This is a genomic window from Streptomyces sp. NPDC043427 (assembly GCF_056436655.1).
Genome location: NZ_JBWKCC010000004.1, coordinates 397,805 through 422,242 on the forward strand (window position 1 = coordinate 397,805; position 24,438 = coordinate 422,242).

Annotated in this window: 29 protein-coding genes and 3 pseudogenes; 17 read left to right on the plus strand and 15 right to left on the minus strand. The window is 68.6% G+C overall.

The window, feature by feature from the left end; all coding sequences use genetic code 11:
- Window positions 1–134: 134 nt before the first annotated feature.
- The gene (locus AC067M_RS11545; protein ID WP_478696785.1) at window positions 135–899 is read right to left on the minus strand and encodes a class I SAM-dependent methyltransferase; all 765 of its coding nucleotides are present in this window, start codon (window positions 897–899) and stop codon (window positions 135–137) included.
- Window positions 896–1,105 (minus strand): hypothetical protein, encoded by a 210-nt coding sequence (locus tag AC067M_RS11550; protein ID WP_478696786.1) that lies wholly within the window; start codon window positions 1,103–1,105, stop codon window positions 896–898. Before AC067M_RS11550 ends, AC067M_RS11545 begins: the two co-directional genes overlap by 4 nt.
- Before the next feature lie 129 nt (window positions 1,106–1,234).
- Here AC067M_RS11550 and AC067M_RS11555 point away from each other — a divergent pair.
- A pseudogene (locus AC067M_RS11555) lies at window positions 1,235–1,297 on the plus strand (AsnC family transcriptional regulator); the annotation flags it as partial.
- Between the two features lie 203 nt (window positions 1,298–1,500).
- Entirely contained in the window at window positions 1,501–1,707 is a 207-nt protein-coding gene (locus AC067M_RS11560; RefSeq protein WP_478696787.1) for a hypothetical protein, read from the plus strand.
- Window positions 1,708–1,736: 29 nt separating this feature from the next.
- On the opposite strand, the pseudogene AC067M_RS11565 reads toward AC067M_RS11560, so the two are convergent.
- Together AC067M_RS11565 and AC067M_RS11570 are read right to left on the minus strand one after the other, a co-directional pair.
- A pseudogene (locus AC067M_RS11565) lies at window positions 1,737–1,923 on the minus strand (IS5/IS1182 family transposase); the annotation flags it as partial.
- 171 nt (window positions 1,924–2,094) lie between these two features.
- Entirely contained in the window at window positions 2,095–2,691 is a 597-nt protein-coding gene (locus tag AC067M_RS11570) for a TetR/AcrR family transcriptional regulator (protein WP_478696788.1), read from the minus strand.
- Between the two features lie 84 nt (window positions 2,692–2,775).
- On the opposite strand from AC067M_RS11570, the gene AC067M_RS11575 reads away from it, so the two are divergent.
- From AC067M_RS11575 to AC067M_RS11585, 3 genes are all read left to right on the plus strand, one after another.
- Window positions 2,776–3,198 carry a DUF1707 SHOCT-like domain-containing protein gene (locus AC067M_RS11575; protein WP_478696789.1) on the plus strand — a complete coding sequence of 141 codons (423 nt, stop codon included), beginning with the start codon at window positions 2,776–2,778 and terminating at the stop codon, window positions 3,196–3,198.
- 243 nt (window positions 3,199–3,441) lie between these two features.
- Window positions 3,442–3,723, plus strand: a complete 282-nt coding sequence (locus AC067M_RS11580) for a hypothetical protein (protein ID WP_478696790.1) — start codon at window positions 3,442–3,444, stop codon at window positions 3,721–3,723.
- A gap of 127 nt (window positions 3,724–3,850) precedes the next feature.
- Entirely contained in the window at window positions 3,851–4,336 is a 486-nt protein-coding gene (locus AC067M_RS11585; protein ID WP_478696791.1) for a DUF1877 family protein, read from the plus strand.
- 18 nt (window positions 4,337–4,354) lie between these two features.
- Here the strand turns inward: AC067M_RS11585 and AC067M_RS11590 are convergent, their stop codons facing one another.
- A complete protein-coding gene (locus tag AC067M_RS11590; protein WP_478696792.1) occupies window positions 4,355–5,230 on the minus strand; it encodes an IS5 family transposase in 876 nt (291 codons plus the stop codon).
- A gap of 502 nt (window positions 5,231–5,732) precedes the next feature.
- Complete coding sequence (locus AC067M_RS11595) at window positions 5,733–6,197, minus strand: hypothetical protein (protein ID WP_478696793.1); 465 nt, start codon at window positions 6,195–6,197, stop codon at window positions 5,733–5,735.
- 273 nt (window positions 6,198–6,470) lie between these two features.
- On the opposite strand from AC067M_RS11595, the pseudogene AC067M_RS11600 reads away from it, so the two are divergent.
- Window positions 6,471–6,850 (plus strand): annotated as a pseudogene (locus AC067M_RS11600) (transposase); the annotation flags it as partial.
- An 8-nt stretch (window positions 6,851–6,858) separates the two neighbouring features.
- Here the strand turns inward: AC067M_RS11600 and AC067M_RS11605 are convergent.
- Window positions 6,859–7,386 carry a hypothetical protein gene (locus tag AC067M_RS11605; RefSeq protein ID WP_478696794.1) on the minus strand — a complete coding sequence of 176 codons (528 nt, stop codon included), beginning with the start codon at window positions 7,384–7,386 and terminating at the stop codon, window positions 6,859–6,861.
- Window positions 7,387–7,597: 211 nt separating this feature from the next.
- Between AC067M_RS11605 and AC067M_RS11610 the strand changes: the two genes are divergently transcribed.
- The 3 genes from AC067M_RS11610 to AC067M_RS11620 are packed head-to-tail and all read left to right on the plus strand — an operon-like array spanning window position 7,598 to window position 8,813.
- Window positions 7,598–8,203: a dihydrofolate reductase family protein gene (locus AC067M_RS11610; RefSeq protein WP_478696795.1), complete on the plus strand. Its 606-nt coding sequence runs from the start codon at window positions 7,598–7,600 to the stop codon at window positions 8,201–8,203.
- 48 nt (window positions 8,204–8,251) lie between these two features.
- The gene (locus AC067M_RS11615) at window positions 8,252–8,458 is read left to right on the plus strand and encodes a hypothetical protein (RefSeq protein WP_478696796.1); all 207 of its coding nucleotides are present in this window, start codon (window positions 8,252–8,254) and stop codon (window positions 8,456–8,458) included.
- 37 nt (window positions 8,459–8,495) lie between these two features.
- Entirely contained in the window at window positions 8,496–8,813 is a 318-nt protein-coding gene (locus AC067M_RS11620; RefSeq protein WP_478696797.1) for a hypothetical protein, read from the plus strand.
- A 367-nt stretch (window positions 8,814–9,180) separates the two neighbouring features.
- On the opposite strand, the gene AC067M_RS11625 is transcribed toward AC067M_RS11620, so the two are convergent.
- Both AC067M_RS11625 and AC067M_RS11630 read right to left on the minus strand, forming a co-directional pair.
- The gene (locus AC067M_RS11625) at window positions 9,181–9,519 is read right to left on the minus strand and encodes a hypothetical protein (RefSeq protein ID WP_478696798.1); all 339 of its coding nucleotides are present in this window, start codon (window positions 9,517–9,519) and stop codon (window positions 9,181–9,183) included.
- 36 nt (window positions 9,520–9,555) lie between these two features.
- Entirely contained in the window at window positions 9,556–11,523 is a 1,968-nt protein-coding gene (locus tag AC067M_RS11630; RefSeq protein ID WP_478696799.1) for a choice-of-anchor P family protein, read from the minus strand.
- Between the two features lie 598 nt (window positions 11,524–12,121).
- On the opposite strand from AC067M_RS11630, the gene AC067M_RS11635 reads away from it, so the two are divergent.
- The 3 genes from AC067M_RS11635 (at window position 12,122) to AC067M_RS11645 (ending at window position 13,830) form a co-directional block, all read left to right on the plus strand.
- Complete coding sequence (locus AC067M_RS11635) at window positions 12,122–12,475, plus strand: hypothetical protein (RefSeq protein WP_478696885.1); 354 nt, start codon at window positions 12,122–12,124, stop codon at window positions 12,473–12,475.
- A gap of 300 nt (window positions 12,476–12,775) precedes the next feature.
- Window positions 12,776–13,111: an ArsR/SmtB family transcription factor gene (locus tag AC067M_RS11640; RefSeq protein WP_478696800.1), complete on the plus strand. Its 336-nt coding sequence runs from the start codon at window positions 12,776–12,778 to the stop codon at window positions 13,109–13,111.
- Window positions 13,111–13,830: a cation diffusion facilitator family transporter gene (locus AC067M_RS11645; RefSeq protein WP_478696801.1), complete on the plus strand. Its 720-nt coding sequence runs from the start codon at window positions 13,111–13,113 to the stop codon at window positions 13,828–13,830. The genes AC067M_RS11640 and AC067M_RS11645 overlap by 1 nt, the downstream gene beginning before the upstream one ends.
- Window positions 13,831–14,153: 323 nt before the next feature.
- Here AC067M_RS11645 and AC067M_RS11650 read toward each other — a convergent pair whose 3' ends face one another.
- Window positions 14,154–14,702: a hypothetical protein gene (locus tag AC067M_RS11650; RefSeq protein ID WP_478696802.1), complete on the minus strand. Its 549-nt coding sequence runs from the start codon at window positions 14,700–14,702 to the stop codon at window positions 14,154–14,156.
- Window positions 14,703–14,978: 276 nt separating this feature from the next.
- On the opposite strand from AC067M_RS11650, the gene AC067M_RS11655 reads away from it, so the two are divergent.
- The 5 genes from AC067M_RS11655 (at window position 14,979) to AC067M_RS11675 (ending at window position 19,947) form a co-directional block, all read left to right on the plus strand.
- Entirely contained in the window at window positions 14,979–15,749 is a 771-nt protein-coding gene (locus AC067M_RS11655; RefSeq protein ID WP_478696803.1) for a transposase, read from the plus strand.
- A 199-nt stretch (window positions 15,750–15,948) separates the two neighbouring features.
- The gene (locus AC067M_RS11660; protein ID WP_478696804.1) at window positions 15,949–17,034 is read left to right on the plus strand and encodes a hypothetical protein; all 1,086 of its coding nucleotides are present in this window, start codon (window positions 15,949–15,951) and stop codon (window positions 17,032–17,034) included.
- Window positions 17,027–18,679, plus strand: coding sequence for a polyprenyl synthetase family protein (locus AC067M_RS11665; protein WP_478696805.1), 1,653 nt, complete (start codon window positions 17,027–17,029; stop codon window positions 18,677–18,679). The genes AC067M_RS11660 and AC067M_RS11665 overlap by 8 nt, the downstream gene beginning before the upstream one ends.
- Window positions 18,676–19,365 carry a hypothetical protein gene (locus tag AC067M_RS11670; protein WP_478696806.1) on the plus strand — a complete coding sequence of 230 codons (690 nt, stop codon included), beginning with the start codon at window positions 18,676–18,678 and terminating at the stop codon, window positions 19,363–19,365. The genes AC067M_RS11665 and AC067M_RS11670 overlap by 4 nt, the downstream gene beginning before the upstream one ends.
- A 204-nt stretch (window positions 19,366–19,569) precedes the next feature.
- Window positions 19,570–19,947 carry a hypothetical protein gene (locus tag AC067M_RS11675; RefSeq protein ID WP_478696807.1) on the plus strand — a complete coding sequence of 126 codons (378 nt, stop codon included), beginning with the start codon at window positions 19,570–19,572 and terminating at the stop codon, window positions 19,945–19,947.
- Window positions 19,948–20,481: 534 nt separating this feature from the next.
- Here the strand turns inward: AC067M_RS11675 and AC067M_RS11680 are convergent.
- From AC067M_RS11680 to AC067M_RS11700, 5 genes are read right to left on the minus strand one after another with little or no spacing between them, the layout of a single operon-like run.
- Window positions 20,482–20,988 carry a MarR family winged helix-turn-helix transcriptional regulator gene (locus tag AC067M_RS11680; protein WP_478696808.1) on the minus strand — a complete coding sequence of 169 codons (507 nt, stop codon included), beginning with the start codon at window positions 20,986–20,988 and terminating at the stop codon, window positions 20,482–20,484.
- A 56-nt stretch (window positions 20,989–21,044) separates the two neighbouring features.
- The gene (locus AC067M_RS11685) at window positions 21,045–22,070 is read right to left on the minus strand and encodes a branched-chain amino acid ABC transporter permease (protein ID WP_478696809.1); all 1,026 of its coding nucleotides are present in this window, start codon (window positions 22,068–22,070) and stop codon (window positions 21,045–21,047) included.
- On the minus strand, window positions 22,067–22,939 hold the full coding sequence (locus AC067M_RS11690) for a branched-chain amino acid ABC transporter permease (RefSeq protein WP_478696810.1): 873 nt from the start codon (window positions 22,937–22,939) through the stop codon (window positions 22,067–22,069). Before AC067M_RS11690 ends, AC067M_RS11685 begins: the two co-directional genes overlap by 4 nt.
- A complete protein-coding gene (locus AC067M_RS11695; protein ID WP_478696811.1) occupies window positions 22,936–23,673 on the minus strand; it encodes an ABC transporter ATP-binding protein in 738 nt (245 codons plus the stop codon). Before AC067M_RS11695 ends, AC067M_RS11690 begins: the two co-directional genes overlap by 4 nt.
- Window positions 23,670–24,434, minus strand: coding sequence for an ABC transporter ATP-binding protein (locus AC067M_RS11700; RefSeq protein WP_478696812.1), 765 nt, complete (start codon window positions 24,432–24,434; stop codon window positions 23,670–23,672). Before AC067M_RS11700 ends, AC067M_RS11695 begins: the two co-directional genes overlap by 4 nt.
- Window positions 24,435–24,438 lie beyond the last annotated feature (4 nt).

Consider the following 24,438-nt stretch of genomic DNA (forward strand, 5'->3'; position numbering starts at 1 on the left):
GTCGGCTCCGGGCATCTGCTGTTCGCCGACCGGGAAGGCACCGCGCCGAGGATCACGGTTCCTCAGCGAGGTCGTCACCCCACGGTCGTCGCCGGTGTCGTAGGAGAGTGTCGTAGGAGAGCCGTGAATGCCCGTCAGCACTTCACGGCGTGGAGGATCCGCAGCCCCCTGGAGTCCGCTGCGTCGCGGCGGACGTCCAGTCCCGCCGCCCGGCACTGTGCGACCAGCCAGGAGGACGCGATCCGCAGCTTGGGGTAGCTGCTTGCCTGTTGCTGCCAGGAGCCGTTCGTCCGGGTGTGGAGCAGGTCGTGGACGATCACCGTGTCCTCGTCGCGGTATTCGAGGAAGCAGGTGAGCAGCCGGTCGTCGCTGCTGCGGACCGGGATGAAACGGTCCGTGCCGCGCAGCTCAGCTGTGAGATCGCGGTACGTGACGACGAGATGGCCGCCCGAGACGAGGGCACGGCTGATGTGGCCGAGCAGTGCGGGGACGTCCGCCTTGGACGGGAGGTGGGGAAGCGTGTCACCCATGCAGACGACCGCCGCGACCGAGTCCGGCTCGGCCACCTCGGGCAGCACGGTGCGAATGTCGCCGTGCACCGGCCGTACCGCCTCGGGGCCCCGGACGTACGAGACGAGCTCGTCGAGAAGTCGGCGGCTGGTGTCCACGGCGATCACGGGGGAGAAGCCGAGGCGGACCAACGCCAGCGTCTGTGCGCCGGAGCCGCAGCCCAGGTCGATGGCCGTACCGTCGTCTTCGGTCCCCGCCAGGCCGAGTTCCGCGAGCAGCGCGGCCTGCCGGTCGGCGACCTCGTGGACGTCGCCGCCCAGCATCCAGGTGTAGTGCTCGGCGAGCAGCCGGTCGTAGTGGTCGGCGGTGGTACCCGCGTCCGGGGTCACGGCGTGCTCCTTCGGGTTGTCTGTACGGCTTCCCGTCCGCCGGTCTGCGTGAGCAGCGAGGCGTCGGGCCAGGTGAAGCGGAGCTTGGCGGGCGAGCCGGCGAGCCGGGACGCCACGCCGCCGGGGGGCGAAACCGGCGCCTTCTCGACACAGGTGCCGCCCAGGGCCCGGTAGAACTCCTGGGCCGCCGTGATCTGTTCGAGCATGAGCCCGCCAGTCTCCTCGTTGTCCGATTCGATGACGTCATACTGGACGACTGACTCGTTGGTGAGGCGCTTGGCCGAACGTTTGGCTGAAGATCAGATCCGGTAACCGGCCATGGATGAGATTCGGAGATCGTCCGGCTTCTCCAGACAGATGCACGGCAGTCCAACCGCGAACTCGCCCGGCAACTCGGCATTGCCCCCTCGACCTGCCTGGAGCGGGTTCGGGCGCTCCACCGCCGTGGTGTCATCCGCGGGTACCACACCGACATCGAACCCGCGGCCCTCAACCGCAGCGTTCAGGCGCTCGTGTCGGTTCAGGTACGCCACTCAGTCGCGCCGTCATCGACGCCTTCAAGGTCTTCGCCAGTGGGCTGCCGGAAGTCCTCCACGTCTTCGTGCTCTCCGGGGGCGACGACTTCCTCCTTCACGTCGCCATTCAGGAGCTGGACCACCTGCACGTCGCCGTTCAGGAGCTGGACCACCTGCACGTCTTCCTCACCGACCGGCTCAGCAAGCGCGGTGAAATCACCGGCTTCCGCACCTCGGTCATTTTCCGGCAGGTGAGCAACACCGCCCCCGTACGCCTTCCCGCGCGCAACTAGGCACTGTCCGGGGGTGGTTGGATGCCATCTCATGTGGCGAGGCTGCGGTGGCAGATGAGGGTGCAGGTGATGCTGCTGAAGGCGATGCTGGTGAAGGCGAGGAAGCGGTCAGCCTTGCGTTCGTAGCGTCGGTGGAGGCGGCGGCGGCCGGGCGAGCCCGGCCATGGTGCGTTCGATGGTCCAGCGATGGCGGCCCAGGCGCTGCGAACTCCGTAGATGTCAGGCTGCCAGGGGCTGGTCTTCTGGGGGCAGAAACGGCGGCATGGACGCCGGACGTGACCTGCGGCTCATTGCTGACTAAGGCTGCCCAAGGGGACGACGACCGATGTTCCCCGTGGTTCCCCGCACGCATCTGGCACGCATCTGGCACGACCTGGCCGCCCCGAACTACTCGCAGAGGCGGATGTCTGGCCCACGGTCCGGGATCAGGGTGTCCAAGGCCTGGTCCAGGACTGTGAGCAGGCGCTCGTGCTCCTGCGGGGTGTACAGCATGCGCAATGCAAGGCCGTCGGACAGTGCGATCACGGCATCGGCGACGGCCGCCGCGTGGGCGTTGTGCCCGGCCGACTCCAGCCAGGCGGCCAGTGCCTGACGGATGTCCTCGTCGACCTGCCGCCGGATCGCGGCAAGGCGTGGGTGATGTGCTGCGTGGACGGCGAAGGCGAGTTGGATGGTGGCTTCGGCGCGTCGCTCGGCGTCCACGGGGAGCGTGGTCAGGATCAGTTCGCGCAGCGCCTGGCGCAGCGGCAGTGCGGTGTTCACGTCGGCCATTCGGCGCTCGATGCGCTCACCGGCCAGCTCGGCGGCGAAGGTGAGCATTTCGTCCTTGGTGCGGAAGTACTTCTGAACGGCGCCGGGGGAGCGGCCGGCGGCCGCGGCCACGGTGCGAACGCTGACCTCGTCAAGGCCGCGTTCGGAGACCAGCTGGAGCAAGGCTGCACCGATCTGCCGGCGTTGTTCCTCCCTGTCAACCGTCTTGGGCATCGGTCAGGCTCCCATCTATAAGATACAGTCGTATTCTAAAGCGTCATCGGGTTGGGTGCTAAGCGTTGCCGAAAGGGGACAGTGGTGGACGATCGACGTAAGCATGCTGTGCCTGCTGTGCGGGTCTCGGACCGGGATCGTGACGAAGTGCTCGTTGTGCTGGCAGCGGCGTTGGCCGAGGGGCGAATCGATCCGTACGAGCATGAGGCCCGTTCGGAACGCGCTCTGCAGGCGCGCACGGCCGATGAACTTGGCTTCGTGGTAGCTGACTTGCCTGAACCAGCACCCACCCGCGCGGAGCAGGACCGTAAAGATCTCAGGGAGTGGCTGGCCGAATGGCGCTACTGGCTCGGCGGCGCATTGATCATGTCCGGGATCTGGGGCGCGCGTTGTGTGCGGGAGGGAGAGCTTACGTACTACTGGCCGGTCACGCCGCTGGCGGTGTGGGCAGCCGTGCTGATCGCCATCGCTGTCTGGCCGCGCGAACCAGACGACACGAATGAATGAGACGGTGGCCACGCTGCCCTGACAGGTGGGTGGAGTCTCCATGGGCTTGGCGAGCGCAGGCAACTGCGACCAGTAGCGGTCTACTGATCAGCCCTCCCGCTGACCAGCGGAACAGAAGAAGCCTATGGCTCTGACCAGGTCGGATGCCGTGGGCTTCTGTCGTTGGTGGTCGGTATCGGCCGACCTCGGACGGCCCTGACTTCACGACTGGCCGTCGCTGGTCCGCCGCGCTCGCGGGAACGGATGGGCACTGCACTCGTCGCTTTTTCAGAGTTGATACTGCAGACAACAGGAGATCATGAGCGCATGAGTCTTGGATTACGGCGCACAGCCGGCATAGCAAGCGTGCTGGTCGGCATCACTCTCGCGGCCTGGCTGGTCTTCGGCTCTCCCAAAGACTGGGAGGGCGGCATGACGTGGCTACGTCATGGTCTGGCGTTGGCATCCCTGGGAGTGATCGTACTTGCCGCCCGGTTGATCTTTCCCGAGACCGAGAAAGGCACGTCCGACACGGTGTCCGACTAGGCCGTGTACCGAAAGTCCTGCCAGATGGCGCGAGTCGATCTCGACGACACATGGCTGTCAGTGCCCTCAAGTAGATTCTGTCCGTTCGACCCGACGGGTGGGTCGTCGAGCTGAGGGATTCATCGTCGTGAGCATCTACCTGCACTTTCGTGCCGTGGCGGAGTCCGAGATTCGGGACGACCACACCTGGCTCGCTGCGTTCATGTCTGAGGCTTGGGAAAACGACGAAGCCGAGTACGCAGCAGGCATTGCCCACTCGATCAACAAGAGCTGGAACGCTGTCAACGACCTCTATGCCGCGGCCGATGCCCTCTGCACAGACGCCGACGAGCCTTGGACACTGCCGATCTACGGCGGCCGCCCCGTGCCCCACAGCACTGATGCGGACCCCTCCAATCCACCGCTGATGCTCCTGGAGCCGTCTGGAGTATCACAGGCCGCGCGTTTCCTTACGATTGTCTCTTTCGACGATCTGTGGAACGTTGTCGATGCCAGGTTCACTGCCCTCGGCTGGACCAGGCAGGAGCACCTCGAACATCACCGGGACCTGCAAGAGTTCTACGGGCAGGCGGCTTCGGCAGGCCACGCCGTGGTCAAAGCGGTGTGGGCTTGATGCGTGATCACGTGCCGGTCACAGCCATTCGTCGATGGCTGCAACCAGCACAGTCGCCTCGTAGCGGACGGCGAGTTTGTCGTACCGGGTTGCCACGGCACGGTGCCTCTTGAGGCGGTTGATCCCGCACTCGACCGCATGACGCTGGCGGTAGTCGACCGGGTCGAAACGCGGAGGCCGGCCGCCGCGCGAGCCGAGCTTCTGGCGGTTACGCGCCTGGTCGGCCTTGTCCGGGATGGTGCAGTGGATCCCTCGGCGGCGCAGGTAGGCACGGTTCTTGCGGGAGGCGTACGCCTTGTCCGCCCGCACCCGATTGGGACGGACGCGTGGCCGGCCCGGCCCGAGGCGGGGCACGCGGACCTTCTCCAGCACCGGTTCGAACTGTGGCGAGTCGGCGCGCTGCCCGGCGGTCACCACGATCGACATGGGCTTCTGCCCCTGTTCGACGGCCAGGTGCAGCTTGGTGGTGAATCCGCCGCGCGAGCGTCCCAGCCCGTGATCACGAGGCTCGGTGAACACGCCACCTGGCGGTTCCTTCTGCAGATCGCCCTGCTTGCGAGCCCCGGCCGCATGCTGATGGGCGCGACAGACCGTGGAGTCGACGCTCAGATCCCACGTGATCGCACCCTCCGCATCGGCCAGGGACTGGAGCCGGGTGAGGATCCGGTGCCAGGTGCCGTCCCGCTGCCACCGGCGGAACAGGTCGTAGACCCGGCCCCACGGCCCGTACTCGACCGGGATGTCCCGCCACGGGACACCGGTCCGAACCCGGAACCGTATGCCGTCGATGAGCCGCCGACGAGGCCAGACGGGCGGCCGGCCCGCCTTCGCACCCTTCGGCAACAGCGGCTCCAGCACCGTCCACTGCTCGTCCGTGAGATCTCCCCGCCCCATGAACCGTGATCATTCACAGCCCAAGATCCACTTTCGATACACGGCCTAGGTCGGCGTATCGACTTTGGCCGGGAGCTGTTTTCTGGCCGCGAGTGATCATGGGCCCGTAGGCTTCCGGCGCGTCAGGCAGTCTGTGAACCTACCCCATGAGCCACATGGATCGGCTCCTGCGGAAGAAGCGGCCTGGTCGAGGGTGGTGACCGCCCGCGTGGTTGTCAAAGGCCCCGGACCATGATCGGTCCGGGGCCTTTTGCCTGGTGCCTCCGGCAGGATTCGAACCTGCGACACCCGCTTTAGGGGAGAGGCTGGGGCGTCAGGCCGGCGACCCGCGGCTTCACCGGCCGAACTCACAGGTGGGAAGACGCCCGCCAGTCACCCTCATTGACCGCAACTGACCCCTGCATCTTGCACGGTTGTGGCACGCGACGAGCAGATGGCCCGGAGCTTGGTCGGCCCTTCGCTCGGCGGCCCCGCTGTGAGTGACGGGGGCTCGCCTCTCGTTTCAGATCCGCCCGCCGGTCAGACGGGTAATCGGACCGTGCGTGCGGTGCCCCGCACGGCGACCCGCCAGGTATGACGTGGCGCCCAACGCAGACAAGCCCGCACCCACACCGGCAGCGAGGAGCTTTCGATGGGCGATCACCGTCCATGCCGTCTTGGCGGAGGCCACGGCCTGTCCCGAGGCGGCGATGACGGCCTGGCGGCCGGCTTGGACACGCTCGGCAGCGCTGTGCACTACAGCGCTGCCCGTCCCGGCCGCACGCTCGGCCGCGTCCCCAGCTGCTGACGCCACGTTATGGGACTTTTCGGCTGCCTTGTCTGCCGCCTGCGATGCGGGAGCAGTCGCCTTCGCCGTAGCCCGCTGGGCCTTGGCAGATGCACTTCGCTTGGATGCGGAATTTTGATTCGTGCCGCTGTTCGATTCATTCATGGACTTCGCGTTGCCGCTCGCGTCAACGGCAAACACACTCCGCCAGGACGGCTAGGACGGTCCATGCCGATACACACCTAGCACGACTCCTCTTCGTCCCGAACTCTCGGCTGCAAGGTCGTTACGGTCCAGGACGCTGGTCGGGTGGTCGTCTGAAGCCGTTGGTGGTCGGTTGCGGTGGTTGCTGTGCTCCGAACTCCCTCAGCCCGGACCAGCCATGGTGCAACGGCAGGCGCACTGTCCCGTGAGCGAGGCCGGAAAGCTCGGTGAGTGCCTGGGGGAGCCGTCGGCGTACTTCGCGCGGCGCAGCTCGGATACTCCATCGGTATCTCCGCCGCGAACCTGCATGACAGCCAGGCCCTGATCCCGCTGGTCCGCGGCATCCCGCCCATCCGCTCACGCCGCGGCCCGCGACGCCGCAGGCCCGGCAAACTGCACGGAGACAAGGGTTACGACTACCAGCACCTGCGGCGCTGGCTGTCCTCCCGCGGCATCCGGCACCGCCTCGCCCGCAAGGGCATCGAGTCATCCCAACGACTGGGCGGCACCGACGGGTTGTGGAACGGACCATGTCCTGGCTGTCCGGCTGCCGACGCCTCCACCGCCGCTACAAGCGCAAGCCGGAACACTTCCTCGCCTTCACCGCCATCGCCGCGACCCTCATATGCCACCGCCTGCCCACCAACTGAATGACGGCCTACAGTTGGTCCCCCATGCCGGCTGGTTCTGGAGGATGCGGCCCGCCACCGTCCTTGATGTCCTGCTCGCAGGTTCGTCCGTTGTAGGACTGGTCATTGGGGACCAATAGCACTCCGGCAACCTGCTCAGGGTGCTCGACGGCGAGCCACTCGTCGCCCGTGAGGTCACCGTCCGGCCCGAACGCCTGGGACGAATAGACCGTTTGACACCCCAACGCCACGCGCTTCTTGTCGACCGCGCAGGCGTCCACTGCAGGGCCGGAGCTCTCGTCGGCGCCGTCGAAGCGGTAGTGGAAGTGGACCTGGTCACCTTCGGAGGGCACCTGCGGGTGGGGCTCAAGGCGCCAGTCAACGACCTCGGCGGTGACGCCGAGAGGCCGCCCAGACGTGCCCTCGACCTGCACCCTGACACCGGCCTCACCGCGCTCCGCAGTCGTGTCGGTGCATCCCCAGGGGGAAGAGCAGCCGGATAGGGCGAAAATCGCCAGAGCCAACGGAGCAACGGCAAGTACCCGTGCGGGGAACACTCAGGTGGCCTCCAGTCAGGGTGGAGCGGAGCAGTGTATCCCGGGGCATGGCAGCTGCAGGTGATAGCGACGAGCATCGCTCGGGTCGGCCAAGAGGTACCGCACCTCACAGCCGGGCTGATCCACGAGGGCCATGGTGCTGCGCCGGGGAAGTTCCGCCGATGAGTTTCCGGCGGTTGTGCGGTCTACCTGTCGACGAAGGGAGCGCACCATGCGCGAAATCATCGTTTGCACGTTCCTGACGCTGGACGGCGTCATGCAGGCGCCCGGCGGTCCGGACGAGGACGCTGAGAGCGGCTTCGAGCACGGCGGCTGGCAGAAACCGGTGGCCGACGACGAGGTCGGCACGGCCATCGCCGGTTGGTACGAGCGTTCCGACGCGATGCTGCTCGGCCGCAAGACGTACGAGATCTTCGCGTCGTACTGGCCGACGGCCGATCCCGACAACCCGTTCACCAACCGGATGAACAGCATGCACAAGTACGTGGCGTCTCGGACCCTGACGTCCGTCGAGTGGCAGAACTCCACGCTGCTGGAGGGCGACGTCGTCGATGCCGTACGCAAGCTGAAGGCGACCGACGGCGGCAAGATCAACGTCGTCGGCAGCGGCGACCTCGCCCAGACCCTCATGCAGCACGGCCTCGTCGACGAGTACCGGCTGACCATCCATCCGGTGATCATCGGCACCGGCAAGCGGCTGTTCGCTGACGGAGCGATCCCCACTGCGCTGGAGCCGGTCAGCGTCTCGACAACGAAGGGCGGCACCATCGTCGGCGTCTACCGGCCGAACGGTAAGCCCAGCTACGACAGCTACTGAGCGGTTTCGTCTGGATCACCGAGCGGACCAGAGAAGGATGCCCGCGACGTGGAGCCCGGCCAGGTAGTCGGATGGTCCAGCCGCGAGGCGGCCGGCACGCGCCACTGGCTGACCCGGTACGCCACGTACCTCAGCGCCATGTACGGCTGGGCGCAGCTGCTCGGGGTCACGGCCGACTGGCTGGAATGGCTGCTCTTCCATTTGGACGGTGAAGCGTTGGCAAGCGTCAACGAGTTTGCCACTTGCGGCTCTTGAGCTTGTGGACCGGAAAAAGTCAGGTGATCATGGCCGTATGAGTTCAGGTTTACGTCGTGCCGTGGGCTGGGTCGCCCTGGCGGCCGACATCGGTCTTGCGTTGTACATGTTCTACGGCCCTCCCCGTGACTGGGACGGCGCCATGCACTGGCTGTACTTCGGCCTCATGATGGCGACTCTCGGAGCGATCCATCTCATCGTCAAGCTGATCTTTCCCGAGCCCCAGGACGACGCCGGGGAGGACGCCGAGGGAGACACCGGGGACGACACCGAGGGGGACAACACCAAGGACGACGAGCCGGGTACATCGGATACATCGGATACATCGGATACATCGAGCACGGTGCGCGGCTGAATCCCTGATTCGACTCGCATGGCGGCCCGTCTCCGGCCGCAGGGCGAGCTGGGCCGCCAGTTTCGTCGTTCTCGTGCTCGCCCTGACCATGACGACCGCATGCGCCGTGCTACTGGAGTCGGGCGAGCGGGGGATCTCCCTCACCAAGCGTTGAGCCGGTACAGCCGTGGTCGTCGGCGGCCAGCCGTTCGTGCCCCGCTCCGGGGAAGTCGTCAAGGCGCTGAACGCGCTGCCGTCCGTCGAGCGCCTTGTTCCCGAACTGACCTTCCCCACAGCCGCTTTGAACCACTCCGGCACACCCGTCGAGAACATCGACCCGAAGCTGTCCGGGAAGACCGTGCACGCAGCCGTGTACACGGCATTGGATCTAGATCTTGATGTCGGCCTCTGGGTCAGCTCCTGCCTGGTAGCGGCCGGTGAGCACCCGTTCCCTCAGGTGTTCGATGTAGAGGGCGGTCTTGATCTCCAGCGGGAAGTCGGGCGGCCAGATCTGTCGCTCGTAGTGGAAGCGGTGGCCACGGAAGGAGAAGCGGGTCTCCGCGAGGACGGAAAGTTCCCTGTCCACGATGGCGAAGTGCTCCAGGCGCCCGCCCACCAAGCCCGGGATCCGACCCGGAACGAAGAGTTCGTCAAGCCCTTCGCGTACGAGTGCGCGGAAGCGCTCGACGTACTCGTCCCGGGTCTCGCTCACGTCCACGGGTGACATCCTCCGACACCTTCTGAGATCTGCACGCGGATATCGTCACGTGGCGCAGTTGTGGACCGCGCTGTCGACCGAGCCAAGAACGACGTCGCCGAGGTCGCCGACGACGATCAGGTGCACGGCGTTGACCTTGATCCCTTCGGACGCGCCGGCGACCGGCTGCTGCTCGTTGATGACGAGCCGGCTGCCGCCGGGGAGGCTGATCTCGCTGTTCGGGGCGGTCGGCACGGTGACCGCCGTACCGCCGATCGTCAGGGAGAGGCGGCTGCTGCCGGTCGCCCGCTCGCAGGTGCTGGACGCCGTGGCCGTCAGCCCTGAGACGCCGATCACGGGGAGGCCCGGAAGGCTGATGGTGGCCGTGGTCACTTCGGTCCTGGCGTTCGAGGTGCCCGGCGCGAGCATGGTGGTGACCGACGGGCACAGCCCCTCGGCGGTGAGGACGGCGGCCCGGACGGCAGCGGTGCACGGCGGCGCCGTGGTGGTGGCGGACGCCGTTCGGACCTGGCCGGTGTCGGGCTGCGCGGGCAGGGCGACCGGAGGCAACAGGGGCAGGTCGACCTGGGCAGACAGGCCGTACGCCCGGCCGGTGTAGTACTCCAGGAGCAGCGTCGCGGACGCACTCGACGCGAGGTAGTTGGTGTCCCCGGCGAAGGCCGCCCGCAGCGGCACGGTCGCCGCGTCGTTCAGCGGCTGGTCGGCCCGGCCGATGGTGCACCGGGCGGTGCCCGCCGCGTCCGTGGTGCCCTCGCAGGACTGGACTGTGGCGTCCTCGCCGAGGACGAAGCGCACGGACCGGTCCGCGACCGGCGCGCCGAGATAGTCCTTCAGCACGCCCGACAGCGTGACACCGGCGCCGTTGGCGAGGCGGGTGGGCCCGGTGTACTTCAGCGTCGTGGGGGACTTGACGGCCACCGTGGCGGAGTCAGAGGACGCCTCGTATCCGGCGTCGCCCGTGAACGTCACCGTGACCGCTATGGACGTGGGCGGCTGGCGCAGTTCGCCGATGGTGCAGCGGGCGGTGCCCGCTGCGTCCGTGGTTCCGTCGCAGGACTGGGCGGCGTCGCCCGTGCCGACGCGGAAGTGCAGGGTCCGGTCCGACACGGGACTGCCCGCGTAGTCGTTCAGGGCGGCGGACAGCGCCAGTGGACGGCCGTTGACGGCCTGCGTGGGTCCGGTGTACTTCACCGTCGTCGGCGACGCGGGCGTCAGGGACGAGGTGTCCGAGGAGGGCTTGAACCCGTCGTCACCCGCGAATGTCACCGTGACGGCCACAGCCCCGGAGGGCTGGCGCAGTTCGCCGATGGTGCAGCGGGCGGTGCCCGCCGCGTCCGTGGTTCCGTCGCAGGACTGGGCGGCGTCGCCCGTGCCGACGCGGAAGTGCAGGGTCTTGCGCTGGACCGGGATGCCCAGGTCGTCGACGAGCGAGGCGGACAGGGCCAGGGGGCTGCCGTTGGTGCCGCGAGTGGGTCCGGTGTACGTCAGCGTCGTGGGCAGCGCGGGAACCGACGGGACACAGTCCGGATGTACGTCGGTGGCGGGCGCGGGCGCGATACACGGCAGGATGTAGTAGGCGGTGATGATGCCGAACGGGTAGCTGTCGCCGGACCGGGGGTCGGCCAGGGGGCTGTAGACCACGAAGAGGTTCGTCTCCCCGTTCGTGCACCGGATGCGGGCGTCGGCGCCGGCGACGCAGTTCGCCGGGTTCGCGATGGTGGCCTGGATGTCCTGTGTGGGCGGGACCACCCCGTGCTGCTGGATGTGAACCCGGCCGAACCCGTCGATCACCTGACCGGTCGGGCTCGTGTAGTCGTCCTGACCGGTGCGAAGCGGGATGTCGTTGCCGTACTGGTCGTAGAAGAGCTTCTCCACCGTCCAGTTGATCGGATTCGGATTGGCCGGGGCGGCGTACGCCGTGCCCGCCGCCGCGGTCACTCCCAGCAGACCGGCGAGAACGCACGCGACGATGGCGAGGATCATGCCTCGCAGGCGCGCGGTCGGACGCTTCATCCCGATTCCCCCGTATTCCCCGAGGTGGCGGCGTCGCACCCCGGTCATCGAGGGGGGCCGTTTCACCGACCACGCCGTCTCTGTCTTCATGTCAAGCTGTGAGCGTAACGGGGCCTTATCCGCTGGGAGTTGGCCATACGGTGATTGCTTTTGGCGTGTCCTGTGAAGTAGCCCGAGTGCGAGTGAACCGCTCCGGGTCCGGTGGAGGCTCCGGACTGCGCACTGCCCCGGACGAGGAGTCCGAGGCCGAACAGAGGGCCTCCCTGGGGAGAAAACCCGGGTAAGCGGCGTAATACGTTGGCCCCCGGCAGGATTCGAACCTGCGACACCCGCTTGAGGAGTTCGATCCGTGCCCGCTCCGGATGCGGTCGGCGACTGGTGCGACGGCCGGACAGAGTCGCTGGTGTACGCCCCCGTCCGGCGTCGTTGATGTCAGCCCTGGATGTCAGAAGCCTTTTGATCCGTAGCTCTAGCCGGATCGGCCAGCGAGGGCCATTCCGGCCGCTACCAGGCCCCCGGAGGGGCGCTACCGGGCGTGGGCGATTGCCGGGGTTGCGGTGCCTGGCTGCTGTATCGCAGGATCCCGGTGGGGGTGACCATGGAACGGCATGTGCTGGAGCAGCTGTTGGCCGGTGACGACGAGGTGTCCGCGGCTGCTCTGGCTGCCCTCCGCAGCGGCGCCACCTACAGCGTGTGGGATACGGCACATCCCGCAGAGCGGCATGCCGGGGTCTTTGCAATCCGTCTTCGGCGCATGCGGCTGCACGGTGTAGAACCTCTTGGGCTGGAACGAATGGTGCAGCTCCTCCGCGAGCATGGCCGGCCGGTGCGCGGAGGGATGATCGATTCTGCCGATCAGAAATGGACCTTCCTGTTCTACTTCACCGAAGACGGCAGCGCACTGGTGGCCTGCGCCCGCCTGCAGCGGTGGGTCGAGCAATCACCGCTTTAGAGGGAGGCTGGGACGTCGTGCCGTTGGCCTGCGGCTTTCTTGGCCGTGCCAGGAGGCACTAACCCGCCCGCCAGTCACCCTGGTTGCCCCTTGCTGAGGTGCCGCAGGTGAGCAGGGTCACCGGCCAGTGACGACAGTCGTAGGAGCCCGTCACTGTCTGCCTGGGTCCGCTGGCGTTGATGTCAGGACTGATGTCAGCCCGCTTCCCAGCAGCCGTTTGCCCACCACTCGGCCGAGAGTGTGCCCACTGAACAACTATCCACGTTTTCCTGAATTCAGGATTCGCTGTACTGTCGAGGGGTGCTGACTGTTGCCTCCGACATTGAGGTGCTGGCGCGCTTCGGCCGTGCGCTCGCCGACCCGATCCGCTGCCGCATCCTGCTGGCCTTGCGTGATGCCCCTGCCTACCCCGCCGAACTCGCCGATGCCCTCGCCGTCTCCCGCACTCGACTGTCGAATCACCTCGCGTGCCTCCGGGACTGCGGCCTGGTTGTGACCGTGCCCGACGGTCGCCGCACCCGCTACGAACTGGCCGACGAACGCCTCGGCCACGCACTCGACAACCTGCGCACCGCCGTGGTTGCAGTCGAGGCCGACCGCACCTGTCCCGACGCGGACGAGAAGGACTGCTGCTGATGACCGCCGGGATATCGATATCGCTCGGACCTTCCCCGGCCCGCCGCGACGCACTCGCCCGGCGGATACGGCTGCTGGTCGCCGCGACCATCACCTACAACGTCATCGAGGCCGTGGTGGCCATCACCGCCGGCACCCTCGCCTCGTCCACCGCCCTGATCGGCTTCGGCCTGGACTCCGTCATCGAGGTCTCTTCTGCCGCTGCGGTCGCCTGGCAGTTCTCGGCGGCCGACCACGCAGCACGAGAGGCCCGCGAGAAGACCACCCTCCGCATCATCGCCGTCTCCTTCTTCGCACTCGCCCTGTACGTCGCAGTCGACGCGGTACGTGCGCTGACAGGCACCGGCGAGGCTGAACGATCCGTCCCCGGCATCGTCATCGCCGCCCTCTCGCTCGCCGTCATGCCCTTCCTGTCGGCCGCTCAGCGCCGCGCGGGCCGCGAGCTCGGTTCGGCAAGCGCCGTCGCCGATTCCAAACAGACGCTCTTGTGCACGTACCTTTCCGCCGTGTTGCTGGTCGGCCTGGTCCTCAACGCCACCCTCGGCTGGTCCTGGGCCGACCCCGTCGCCGCGCTCGTCATCGCCGGCATCGCCGTCAAAGAAGGCCGCGACGCCTGGCAGGGCAAGGGCTGTTGCGCGGCCCCGCCCGCGACTGCGCCCCAGGAGAGCGGCGAGGCAGATTCCTGTGGGTGCCGCCCCGGGTGCGACTGCTGCAACTGACCCCAAAAGCCCAGCCGGCTGACGGAGTCTCAACGACCAAGCCAGGATATAGCGATCTTGAAAACCGTCGTGGCGAGTCCCGTGGGTTCAAATCCCACACCCACCACGCAGGTTGAAAGCCACTGACCAGGTAGAACGGTCAGGGACCATCGTGCTGCGTGCTGTCCGTGAGTGCCCGTCGTTCCCCGGTGTTCCCCGCTCGATCGGGCACGGCTGGGGCACGGCTGGGGCACGGGGCTTCTGGTCCGTAGCTCGACGTGAATCCCGGTGACGCTGCCACCGGTCGTGCTGCGGTCCTGGGAGGGTGCTGCTAGCACTCAGCTCTAGCGGAACGAGGTCGTTCGGAGGGCTGCCGAGAAGGCAGGCAAGTAGTCGACCGAAACGTACACAGTCACCGCGTCCACCGATCCAGCCACACCCAGGTCGAGACGGACCGGCGGGTCCAGATGCAGGGCCGCGTTCAGCGAACTGCTCACCGAGCAGGCGACCGCCCCCGGTTCGCCCGGCACGGGCCGCGGACCCCTGCCCGGGACAGTTCGGATGACCGAAGACGCCGAGCGGACCGACGAGCGGGGCAACGTCACATCCCCAAGGAATCCGGTCCGCAGAACCACCCGTTCCGCGTCTACCTCGTGTGGGTGCCGGAGTACTGCGGCCACCAGGCCAAGCCCAGCCAGTACCAGCAGCGCCTCGAACGCCGCGTGCGCTGGCCGAACGGCAGGTGGCAGCATGGAGGACAGCAGGAAGGCCATCACGATCTCCAAGACGACCAGTGGCAGCACCAGTTGCCGCAACACTGCGGAGTGCCGCAACTTCGACGTCGGCCGCTGCCGCGTCGAGACCGCTAACAGCGAACCGGCCCAGATGCGCACGACGCCAACCCTGGTTGGCCTGGTGGTCACAACCCCTGTCACCCGCTCCGTCGCTGTCACGGACACTCCCCGCTCCGCCGTCCCGTTGGTATCTCTCCAAGGCTTGGGCGGGTTCGGGCCGGAGAAAAGTGACAAATGTCAGCCCTCTGCCGGGAACATGTCATGGGTGCCGCCCTACTGGCGACAGCGGCGCGCCGTCACCATACGAGGAGGCAGGCGCACCGACGTCCGTGAGCGATCCAGAGGTCAACCACCGCTGCGTGGGAAGCTCTTGGCGTGACTGGTGTGATCACGGCGTCGGAGCCTTCCTGGATAGCCCCGTTCACCGGGCTGAGCCCACGGCTGTTCCAGAAGCTGGTGACAGGGCTGCGCCGCGAGGGCGCTGATGCGGTACGGCGCGGCCGGCCCTGGAGCCTGCCATTGGAGGACAGGGCCCTGCTGGTCACCGCCTACTGGCGCACCAACCTGACCCTGCGGCAGCTCGCCCCGCTGCTCGGCGTCTCGAAGTCCTCCGCCGACCGGATCATCAACAACCTCGGCCCGCGCCTGGCATTGCAGCAGCGTCGCCGCTACCGCAAGGACACCGTGCTGATCGTGGACGGCACCCTGGTCCCCACCCGCGACCACACCGTCGCCGAGCAGTCGAAGAACTACCGGTACTCCACCAACCACCAGGTCGTCATCGACGCGGACTCCTGCCTGGTCGTCGCGGTCGGTAGGCCAGTGACGGGCAACCGCAACGACTGCAAGGCATGGGAGGAGTCCGGCGCCAAGGCGGCGGTCGGGAAGACCACCACGATCGCCGACGGCGGCTACCGCGGCACCAGCCTGGTCATTCCCCACCGTCGCACACGCAAGGACGAGGAACTGGGTGCCTGGAAGGAGGAACACAACCGCTCGCACAAGAGCGTCCGCGCCCGCGTCGAGCATGTGTTCGCCCGCATGAAGACCTGGAAGATCCTCCGCGACTGCCGCTTGAAAGGTGACGGCGTTCACCACGCCATCCTCGGCATCGCCCGCCTGCACAACCTCGCCCTCGCCGGATAACTCGGCAACCGTCAGGCCACCTACCAAAGATGCACCGTAACCCGAGACCTTGAGCCGTCCGGGGTGGAGTGTCTGCCGCAGGCGGCTCTTTGCGGTTTTAAACCTCGCATACGCAGGTGAACGTTTTTGCGCTCTCAGGTCACCCGGCTGAGCGTCACGGAATGTGCCAGTTCAGCAACAGTGCGTTAGCTTTCGAAGTGTGTCCACGCCGACCCTCCCGAGGCTCGGGCCCCCGGGCCCTTTCCCGTATGCCCCGCTCACCCATCCACTCGACCGCAAATGGCTGCACTACGCGTTCCTGTCCCGCTGCGGTCGACAGGCCCTGATCGCCAACCTGTCCGTCCTGGGGTCCTCCAGCGGCGCTGCCTTCGCGGATCCGGGCGCTCCGGCCACCGGGCGGCGCAGCGGCACCGGTACGGCGGCCGAGGGGCAGCACATGGCGATCCTTCTGGTCCACGAGGAGGGGCGCGGCTGGAGTTCGACGCAGTTCAACGCCGAACAGCCCGAACTGCCCTGGTCCGCGTTCCGGTTGCCGCATCCGCGTGGTGAGTCCGGCGTGTTCCGGGTGGCGGCCCGGTCGGCGGCGCCGGCGGCCGATGTTCGGTTGACCCGGACCAGCAGGCCGTGCACCTCGCAGTGCGCGCCCTTCGGCGAGGACGAGCACCTGCGGTGGCAGTCGGAGCCCGGCGTCCTGGGCGAGGGCACCCTGCGGCACGGCGACGGCACGGTCACGGCGACGGACCTGCTGGGCTACCACGAACGGGTACGCGGCCGGTGGTCCTGGCCCACGCTGGGGGGCTGGGTGTTCGGGTTCGTCAACGACCCCTCCGGCCCCGCCGGTGCCGCGCCGCCCTCGGCGGTGGTCTTCACCCTGATCCAGCCCGCGCGTCCGGCGGACGCGGCCAATGGATCGGTGATGCTGTGGCGTGACGGCCGCATGGTGCGTCACTTTCCACGCCGCAACCTGCGGGTCGCGGTCAGCGGCAGCCTCGACCGCGACCGGGTGGCGATGGCGCCACCGCTGGCGGACGTGCTGGGCACCCCGCCGATGGCGGCGGTTCCCGGCCGGTTGCTGATCACCGCCCGGCTCGGCGACGACCGTCTCGTCCTCGACTTCCGCTCGCACACGGCCGGACGCATCGCCAACCCGTCCGAAACGAGCCTGCACCCGTTCAGCGTGCACGAGACCCTCGGCCCGTGCACGGTGGAAGGACGGGTCGGCGGACGCAGTATCGCCTTTCGCACCGCGGGCATCGTGGAGTTCGCCGGTGGTGCCCATGACTGAGACCATGCCCGCGTTCACGGGCGCCCGGCTGCTGGACGAGACCGTCGCCGCCTTGTCCGACCGGGCGCCGGCCATCCTCGCCGCCGCCGCCGACCAGCTGCGCGGCATCCGGCTCGGCCTGCAATTCATGGATGGCAGCCATGCCACGCTCACCGCGCGACACAGCCGTCTCGTCGTACACCAGGGCAGCTGTCCGGATCCCGACGTCGAGGTCGTCTTCGACAACCGGGCCATGAACCTGCTGTTCGACCTCCAGCGCCCACCCGTCGACCAGGTCCTGCCCGACAGCTTCGACGTACGCGGCTCCAAGGAGGACACCCTCGCCGTGTGGCGCGCCTTCACGCTGTTGTCCCAGCGCGCGGCGGGCCTGCGCAGCATGCAGGAACTGTGGGGCGACTACCGCGAACGCGCCCCCCAGCTGTGGGGCAGTGCGGCATCCGCCGAACAGGAGCAGGCCGGCGCGCCGGTCGACTGGACCGCGCTGGACTTCCTCGCCCGGCGCTCCCCTGAGGACGCGCCCGCATCACAGGCGCTGATCGGCGACACCACGCTCACGGCCCCGCGCTTGCTGTGGGACGGACGCACCAGCACGAGCTGGTCGCTGGAGGACACCGTCCGCGACGCGGACCTGATGGAAACCATGCGCCGGTGCCGGTCCCGCACCAACGAGGAGATCGAACGGCTGCTGCCGGACCGCGAGCCGCGCGTCGAGCTGTACGACCTCATGCGCTCCTACCCCTCGCGGCAGGGCAAGGGCCTGCGGCCCACCCTGACCATCGCGGCCTGCGCCGCCTTCGGCGGACGTCCCGACGACGCCGTACGCGCCGCCGCCGCGCTGGAGCTGTTCCACAACGGCTTTCTCGTTCACGACGACATCGCCGACGAGTCCACCCATCGGCGCGGCCTGCCGACCATGCACGAGGAACACGGTCTGGGCCTGGCGGTCAACGTCGGTGACGGGCTGAACCTGCTGGCCGTCGACGCCGTCCTGTCCAACCTCGAATCACTCGGCCTGGCCCGTACCCTCGGCCTCATCTACGAGGCGATGCACATGTGCCGGGAGTCCATCGAGGGCCAGGCCATGGAACTGGGCTGGATCCGCCACGAGGTCGTCCCCGAGGCCGACGACGCCTACTTCACGATGAGCACCAAGAAGACCGGCTGGTACACCTGCATCAGCCCGTGCCGCATCGGTGCCGTCTGCGCCGGCGTCACCGACCCGGCCGTACTGGGCCGGTTCGACGAGGCGTTTCGTTTGATCGGCATCGCCTTCCAGATCCAGGACGACATCCTGAACCTGGTCGGCGAGGAGGCCCTCTACGGCAAGGAGCCCCTGGGGGACCTGCTCGAAGGCAAGCGCACGGTCATGCTGATCCACCTCTTCCGCACCGCGTACACCCACGAGCGCCCCCGCCTCTTCGACGTTCTGCGCCAACGCCGCGTGGACAAGACCCAGCAGCACGCCGAGGAACTCCTCGCCGCCATGCGGCGGCACGGCTCCATCGAGTACGCCACCGACCTCGCCGACCGGCTCGCCGCCGAAGGTATCGCGCGCTTCGAAGAAGACCTGCGCGTCATCCCCGAGAACGAAGGCAAAGCCGTCCTGCGGCAGATCGCCCACTACGTCACCTCAAGGCCACTATGACCACCACCACGCCCCCGCCCCCGTCGGCCGACCCCACCGCCACCGGCCCGCTGACCCCGACCGACCACCGGGCGTTCTCCTTCCTCGGCCAGGTCAACAGCTCTCTGCGCCAGTGCCTGTGCACCCTGGCACGGCACGGCGTGGCCCTGCGCGGGCGCGAGCCCGCACGCGCCCGCGTCCTGCTCGACGCGGTCCGGCCCTGGCCCCTCTACAAGGGTGGACAGTTCCTCTTCGACCTCATGGAGTGGGAGGACCTCATGGTCGACGGCGACCCCCCGCCTCTGGTGTCCGCCGAGCGGATCACCGCTGCCTGCACCGTGCCCGTGCAGTGGATCGCCGCCGCCACCGCCGAGGCTCCCGCCGCGACGAAACTGATCCCCGGCCAGAGCACCGCGGCCGCCCTCGACCTGCCCCTGCGCCTGATGGCCACCACCGCCCGCGCCGCCTTCCAGGGCGCCGCGAAGGATCTCACGGACCTGCTCGGCACGCCCGCTCCCCAGGACGAGACCGGCGACGACACCGGACAGGCCACCGCCCCGGCAGCCGACGGCGAGGGCACCGACGACGAACTGCCGCCCCTGGAAGCGGGGTTCTACCTCTACGAGGACATCGTTCTCGGCGCCCTCGTCGTCCTCGGCCCGCTCCTGGCCGACCACGCGCCCACGACCACCGAGCCCCCGGCCTAGCTCAAGGCGTGCGCTTCGGCCCCGACGGCCCATGAGCGAGCCCGCGAGCCCCCGAGCCCGCCACCGGCGGATCCGCCCACGCGGACGCCCCCCACCCCCAGAAGGGAAACCATGGCCACGCAGACCCAGGCACCCGTCAAGTCGGGAGCCGAGAACAAGCTGTACATCCTCCAGTAGGGCATCGTCGAGGACGCACCGGGAGGGGTGCCGGCCCACCTCAGCTTCGGCATCCTCAGCACTGTCCCGGACCCGGTGAACCCCGGCGACATCACCTTCACCCTCAAGGCCCCCACGGGCTTCGCATTCACCGGTTGGCTGTCCTGGGCCTACCACGACGTCAACACGCTCCAGGCGAAGGGCAACCTCCAGACCACCCAGGGCACGCTCGCCGACGCGGGCCGCACGCTGACCTTCACCCACAATCCGTACCTGTCCACCAACCAGGAGTGCCTCGGCTACGGGGCCCAGGTCACCGCCATCGACGGCGCGACGCCGGGCCGCTACACCGACGGCGAACTCCGGGTGGGCGCCGCCAACCCGGTCAAGCTCAAGGGCCGCGTCCTCGACCCCGACGAGGACTGATCCGCCACTGACCGACCGACCCACGGGTGGCTCCGGCGCCCAGCCGGAGCCACCCCGGTACTTTCAGGGGCCTGGGGGCGTTCTTCCGGCGAAGAGGAGGGGGCCGCCAGGACGCTGCCTTCACCCCGCCCTCGGCGAGGTCATGGTGGCCGTCGCGGAGGGCCTGCGGTGGCTCCGCAGCGGGCTCTGTTCGCGATGCTTCCCGTTCCCTGAGGTCGATCGCCGGCCTACGGCCGAACTGCCCGAGGGAGCCGCTGAGTTCGCCGACGAACAGACCCCGCCACTCCGAGAGGGAACACGGCCGACCTACGAACCCTGTCCAGCGACGCGATCCGCTGCAGCCCGGGAACGCCACTTCGGGGCGCCCAGGCCTTCCAGAACTGCCATCGTGTGCCGTGCCGGGCTCCCGCGGCGGCGAGATCCACACCCGCTTCACGTCCTGCGCTCGCAGATCCTCAACAGTCGCTGGAGTTCCGGGACCGCTGATGCGCGGGAGCGGGGCGGGCCAGGGCGGCGGCCCGCCGATCCGCGTCGTCAGCCGTGGTGCCACCCCGTCATGGAGGCGAGCCCGTCCTCCAGGCCCTGACGGAACGCGGACCGCCGTTTCTCCGGTATGTCGAGCAGCAACCGGTCCTCCACCTTCTGCACCGCCGGCGCACATGCCGCCAGCAGTTCCTGCCCCTCCCGCGTCAGCCGGGCCTCCATGACGCGCCGGTTTCCCGGGGCATGGGCGCGCTCGAGCAGCCCGCGCTCCTCCAGCGCGCGCACGATCTCATGCATCGTCTGGGGTTTGACGAAGGAACGGCGGGCCAACTGGGCGGAGGAGAGCCCGCCTCGGTGCTGAAGCACGGTCAGGGCCGTGTACTGGAACGTCGTAAGCCCGTACGGCCGCAAGGCCTCGTCCAGGAAGGAGCGGATGGCCAGTTCGAGTTGCTTGACGAGATAGATCGTCAGCGGGCCCTTGGGGCTCTCGGGGTCAGCATCGGAATCCGCACCCGCACCCGGACCCGGATCCGGATCCCGATCGGCTGACTCCGCCATCGTGCGCACCTCTTGGTCGGTGGTCGGGGAGAGGTCGGGCGAAGCCGTCGGGTAGGTCAGACGACCGGCGTCCTCACGCGATAGCCGACAGGTAGTAGTTCCAGGTCACGTCGGCGTGCCACGGTACCCCACAGGCCGTGGGGCATCCACAGCGTCATCCCGATGGCCAGGGCGCCGAGCCCGATCAGGTACCAGGAGCCTCCGTTGTCGCCGAACCAGTCCTGCACCAGGAAGAACACGATCGCTCCGATGATCGGTCCCTCGAAGGTGCCGAGGCCGCCGATGACCACCATGAAGATCATGTACGCGGACCAGTGGACCCCGAAAATGGAGTCCGGCTGCACCCGCAGCGTGTTCGCGAGGGTGAGTCCGCCGGCCGCCGCGCAGCCCACTGCCGCGAGGACGAAGACCAGCCGTTTCGCCGAGGTGACCCGTACCCCGACGGACGCCGCGCCCACCGGGTCGTCGCGGATCGCCTCCAGCGAAGCCCCCAGCCTGCTGCGCAGCAGCACGAACACGGCCAGCAGCAGCACACTCATCAGCGCCAGGGCGAGCCAGTACACCTGGGCCTGCCGCACTGCCGGATCGGTGGCCGACAGATCGGTGAGCGAGCGGCCGGAACCGCCGCCCAGCGAAGGCGTGTTCACCACGACCAGCCGGAAGAACTCCGCGATCGCCCACATGCCGATGGCGAACTGCCCGCCGGTGAGCCGGAACGCGAGCAGCGAAGTGGGTACGGCGACGGCACCCGCGAGCAGGGCTGCCAGGACGACCGCGAGAAAGGGGCTGACGCCTCGGTCGACGAAGAGGAAGACTCCGTACGCGCCGAGGCCGATGAAGCCCTGCTGGCCGACGGAGACCAGACCGGCGTAACCCGCCAGCGCGTTCCACATGGCCGCGATGATGACGAGGACGAAGAGGGTCGTCAGCTTCGCGGTCGCCTCGGGCGTGAAGACGAAGGGCGCGAACCCCAGCGCGAGCAGCAGGGCGGCCAGGGCACCGGACGCCGTACGGGAGACGGGGGTCCACCGGTGGATGGTGGCGGTGGCGGTGGCGGGGGCCACCGGTGATGCGGTGGTCATGTGCGGCTCCTTCTCATGCCGAGCAGTCCCTGCGGACGGAAGGCCAGGACCGCGAGGAACACCGCGTGTCCGGCCACGATGGAGAAGCGCGGATCCGCCTGTGCGCCGACCGTCTGGGCGACGCCGAGGACCATGCCCCCGACGAGCGTCCCCCACAGCGAACCGAGCCCTCCGATCACGACGACCTCGAAGGCGAACAGCAGCTGGGTCGGCCCCATGGACGGGCTGAACGACGACCGCATCGCGAAGAACGCTCCCGCCAGACCGGCGGTGGCGACGGCGATGGCGGCGGCCCAGGCGTACACCCGGCGGCTGTCGATCCCGACCAGCTCGGCGGTGTCCGCGTCGGCGGCGGTGGCGCGGATCGCCCGGCCGATGCCCGTACGGGCCAGCAGCAGTTGCAGACCGCCGAGCAGCGCGACCGCAACCGCCACGGTGAGCAGGCCGAGGTACGGGATGCTCACCGACGACCCGAGCTGGAGACCGGACGTGGCCAGCGAACCGACGTCCAGGGAGCGGGAGTCGGCACTGAAGATCTCCAGCAGTACGTTCTGCAGCACGATGGCGAGACCGAAGGTGGCCAGCATCGACGACATCTCGCCGGTGCGCAGCGCCTTGTTGAGGATGCCCCGCTGCAAGGCCACTCCGACCAGGCCCATCACGGGCAGGACCAGCAGTACGGCGAAGAACGGGCTGATGCCGACGGCGGCTGCCAGCACCGCGACGAGGAACGCGCCGAGGACCGCGAGGTCGCCGTGGCTCAGGTTGACGGTCCGCATCACGCCGAACATCAGGGAGAGGCCGCAGGCGAAGAGCGCGTAGAGGCCGCCGAGCATGACGCCCTGCACGATGGCGTTGATCCAGTTCATGCCGGCTCCTCCTGCACGGTTGCGGCCGTGGCGCGACTCAGCCCGAAGTACGCCTCGACGACCTGTTCGCGGGTGACCTCGTCGGCGGGTTCGTCCAGGACGACGCGGCCTTCGAGCATGCACAGCACGCGCCGGGCCACCCCCAAGGCGCGGCCGAGGTCCTGCTCCACCAGCAGCACCGTCGTACCTCCGGAGAGGATCGTGCCGAGCGAGTCGTAGAGGGTGTCGACCACGATGGGCGCGAGGCCCAGCGAGACTTCGTCGAGCAGCAGCAGCCGGGGGTTGGTCATCAGCGCCCTGCCGATGGCCACGGCCTGCTGCTCGCCGCCCGACAGATTGCCGGCGCGCCGCTTCAGCAGCCCGTCGAGCAGCGGGAAGGCGGCCACGACCGCTGTCAGGTCCCACGGTCCGCGGCGCCGTACCCGGGACGCGACCAGCAGGTTCTCCTCCACGGTGAGGTCGGCGAAGAGCCGCCGCCCCTCCGGGACCAGCGCGATCCCGGCCGCGACACGGTCGTGGGCCCGCCGGGCCGTCACATCCGCACCGTCGAGGCCGATACGGCCCTCGGCCGGCCGGTGTGCTCCGGCGACGGCCCGCAGCAGGGTGGACTTTCCGGCACCGTTGGCCCCGACCACCGCCACGACCTCGCCCTCGTCCACGGCGAAGGAGACGTCGCGGACGGCGCGCAGCAGACCGTGCCGTACTTCGAGATTCTCGATCGTCAGCAGACTCATGCCGCGCTCCCCAGGTAGGCCTCGACGACCCGGGGATCGGACATGACGGCGTCCGGTTCGCCCTCGGCCAGGACTCGGCCCTGCGCGAGACAGACCAGCCGGTCGATCACCCGCAGAAGCGCGTGGAGGACGTGCTCGATCCAGACGATGGCGATGCCATCGGCGCGCAACTGCTGGATGGTGACGATCAGTTCCTCCGTCTCGGCGTCGGTGAGGCCACCTGCGATCTCGTCCAGCAGCAGCACCTGCGGATCGGTCGCCAGCGCCCGCGCCATCTCCAGCCGCTTGCGCTCCAGCAGGGTGAGCGCGGACGCGGGCCGGTTGGCCCGGCCGAGCATGCCGCAGCGCTCGAGTACGTCGAGCGCGTGCTGTTGCGCGGCCCGGCGTCGGTGCGAACTGCCCTGCACCGACGCGACCAGCACGTTCTCGTAGGCCGTCATGCCGGTGAAGGGGCGCGGCACCTGATGGGAGCGCCCGATGCCGCTGCGGCAGCGGCGGTCGACCTTCCAGCGGGTCACGTCCTGACCCTGGAAGGTGACGCTGCCCTCGGAGGGGGCCTGGGCCCCGGAGAGGATGTCGAGCAGGGTCGTCTTTCCGGCGCCGTTCGGGCCGACGATGCCCAGGGCCTCGCCGGGGGCGAGGGCGATGTCGATGCCTTCGAGGACGACCAGGTTGCCGAAACGTCGGTGAATGCCGTTCGCGGCGAGCACCGGCGGGGCCGGGGCGGCCGCCGGTGCGGCCGCCCATGTCCCCGCGGTCACCGGC

Bases quoted from the DNA above. Each gene is read 5' to 3' on its own strand.
- AC067M_RS11685 (WP_478696809.1), bottom strand. From the start codon at position 22,070: ATGACCACCGCATCACCGGTGGCCCCCGCCACCGCCACCGCCACCATC.
- AC067M_RS11580 (WP_478696790.1), top strand. From the start codon at position 3,442: ATGGGCACTGCACTCGTCGCTTTTTCAGAGTTGATACTGCAGACAACA.
- AC067M_RS11625 (WP_478696798.1), bottom strand. From the start codon at position 9,519: ATGTCACCCGTGGACGTGAGCGAGACCCGGGACGAGTACGTCGAGCGC.
- AC067M_RS11690 (WP_478696810.1), bottom strand. From the start codon at position 22,939: ATGAACTGGATCAACGCCATCGTGCAGGGCGTCATGCTCGGCGGCCTC.
- AC067M_RS11550 (WP_478696786.1), bottom strand. From the start codon at position 1,105: ATGCTCGAACAGATCACGGCGGCCCAGGAGTTCTACCGGGCCCTGGGC.
- AC067M_RS11635 (WP_478696885.1), top strand. From the start codon at position 12,122: ATGGAACGGCATGTGCTGGAGCAGCTGTTGGCCGGTGACGACGAGGTG.
- AC067M_RS11645 (WP_478696801.1), top strand. From the start codon at position 13,111: ATGACCGCCGGGATATCGATATCGCTCGGACCTTCCCCGGCCCGCCGC.
- AC067M_RS11620 (WP_478696797.1), top strand. From the start codon at position 8,496: ATGAGTTCAGGTTTACGTCGTGCCGTGGGCTGGGTCGCCCTGGCGGCC.
- AC067M_RS11695 (WP_478696811.1), bottom strand. From the start codon at position 23,673: ATGAGTCTGCTGACGATCGAGAATCTCGAAGTACGGCACGGTCTGCTG.
- AC067M_RS11590 (WP_478696792.1), bottom strand. From the start codon at position 5,230: ATGGGGCGGGGAGATCTCACGGACGAGCAGTGGACGGTGCTGGAGCCG.
- AC067M_RS11680 (WP_478696808.1), bottom strand. From the start codon at position 20,988: ATGGCGGAGTCAGCCGATCGGGATCCGGATCCGGGTCCGGGTGCGGGT.
- AC067M_RS11670 (WP_478696806.1), top strand. From the start codon at position 18,676: ATGACCACCACCACGCCCCCGCCCCCGTCGGCCGACCCCACCGCCACC.
- AC067M_RS11665 (WP_478696805.1), top strand. From the start codon at position 17,027: ATGACTGAGACCATGCCCGCGTTCACGGGCGCCCGGCTGCTGGACGAG.
- AC067M_RS11610 (WP_478696795.1), top strand. From the start codon at position 7,598: ATGCGCGAAATCATCGTTTGCACGTTCCTGACGCTGGACGGCGTCATG.
- AC067M_RS11630 (WP_478696799.1), bottom strand. From the start codon at position 11,523: ATGAAGCGTCCGACCGCGCGCCTGCGAGGCATGATCCTCGCCATCGTC.
- AC067M_RS11570 (WP_478696788.1), bottom strand. From the start codon at position 2,691: ATGCCCAAGACGGTTGACAGGGAGGAACAACGCCGGCAGATCGGTGCA.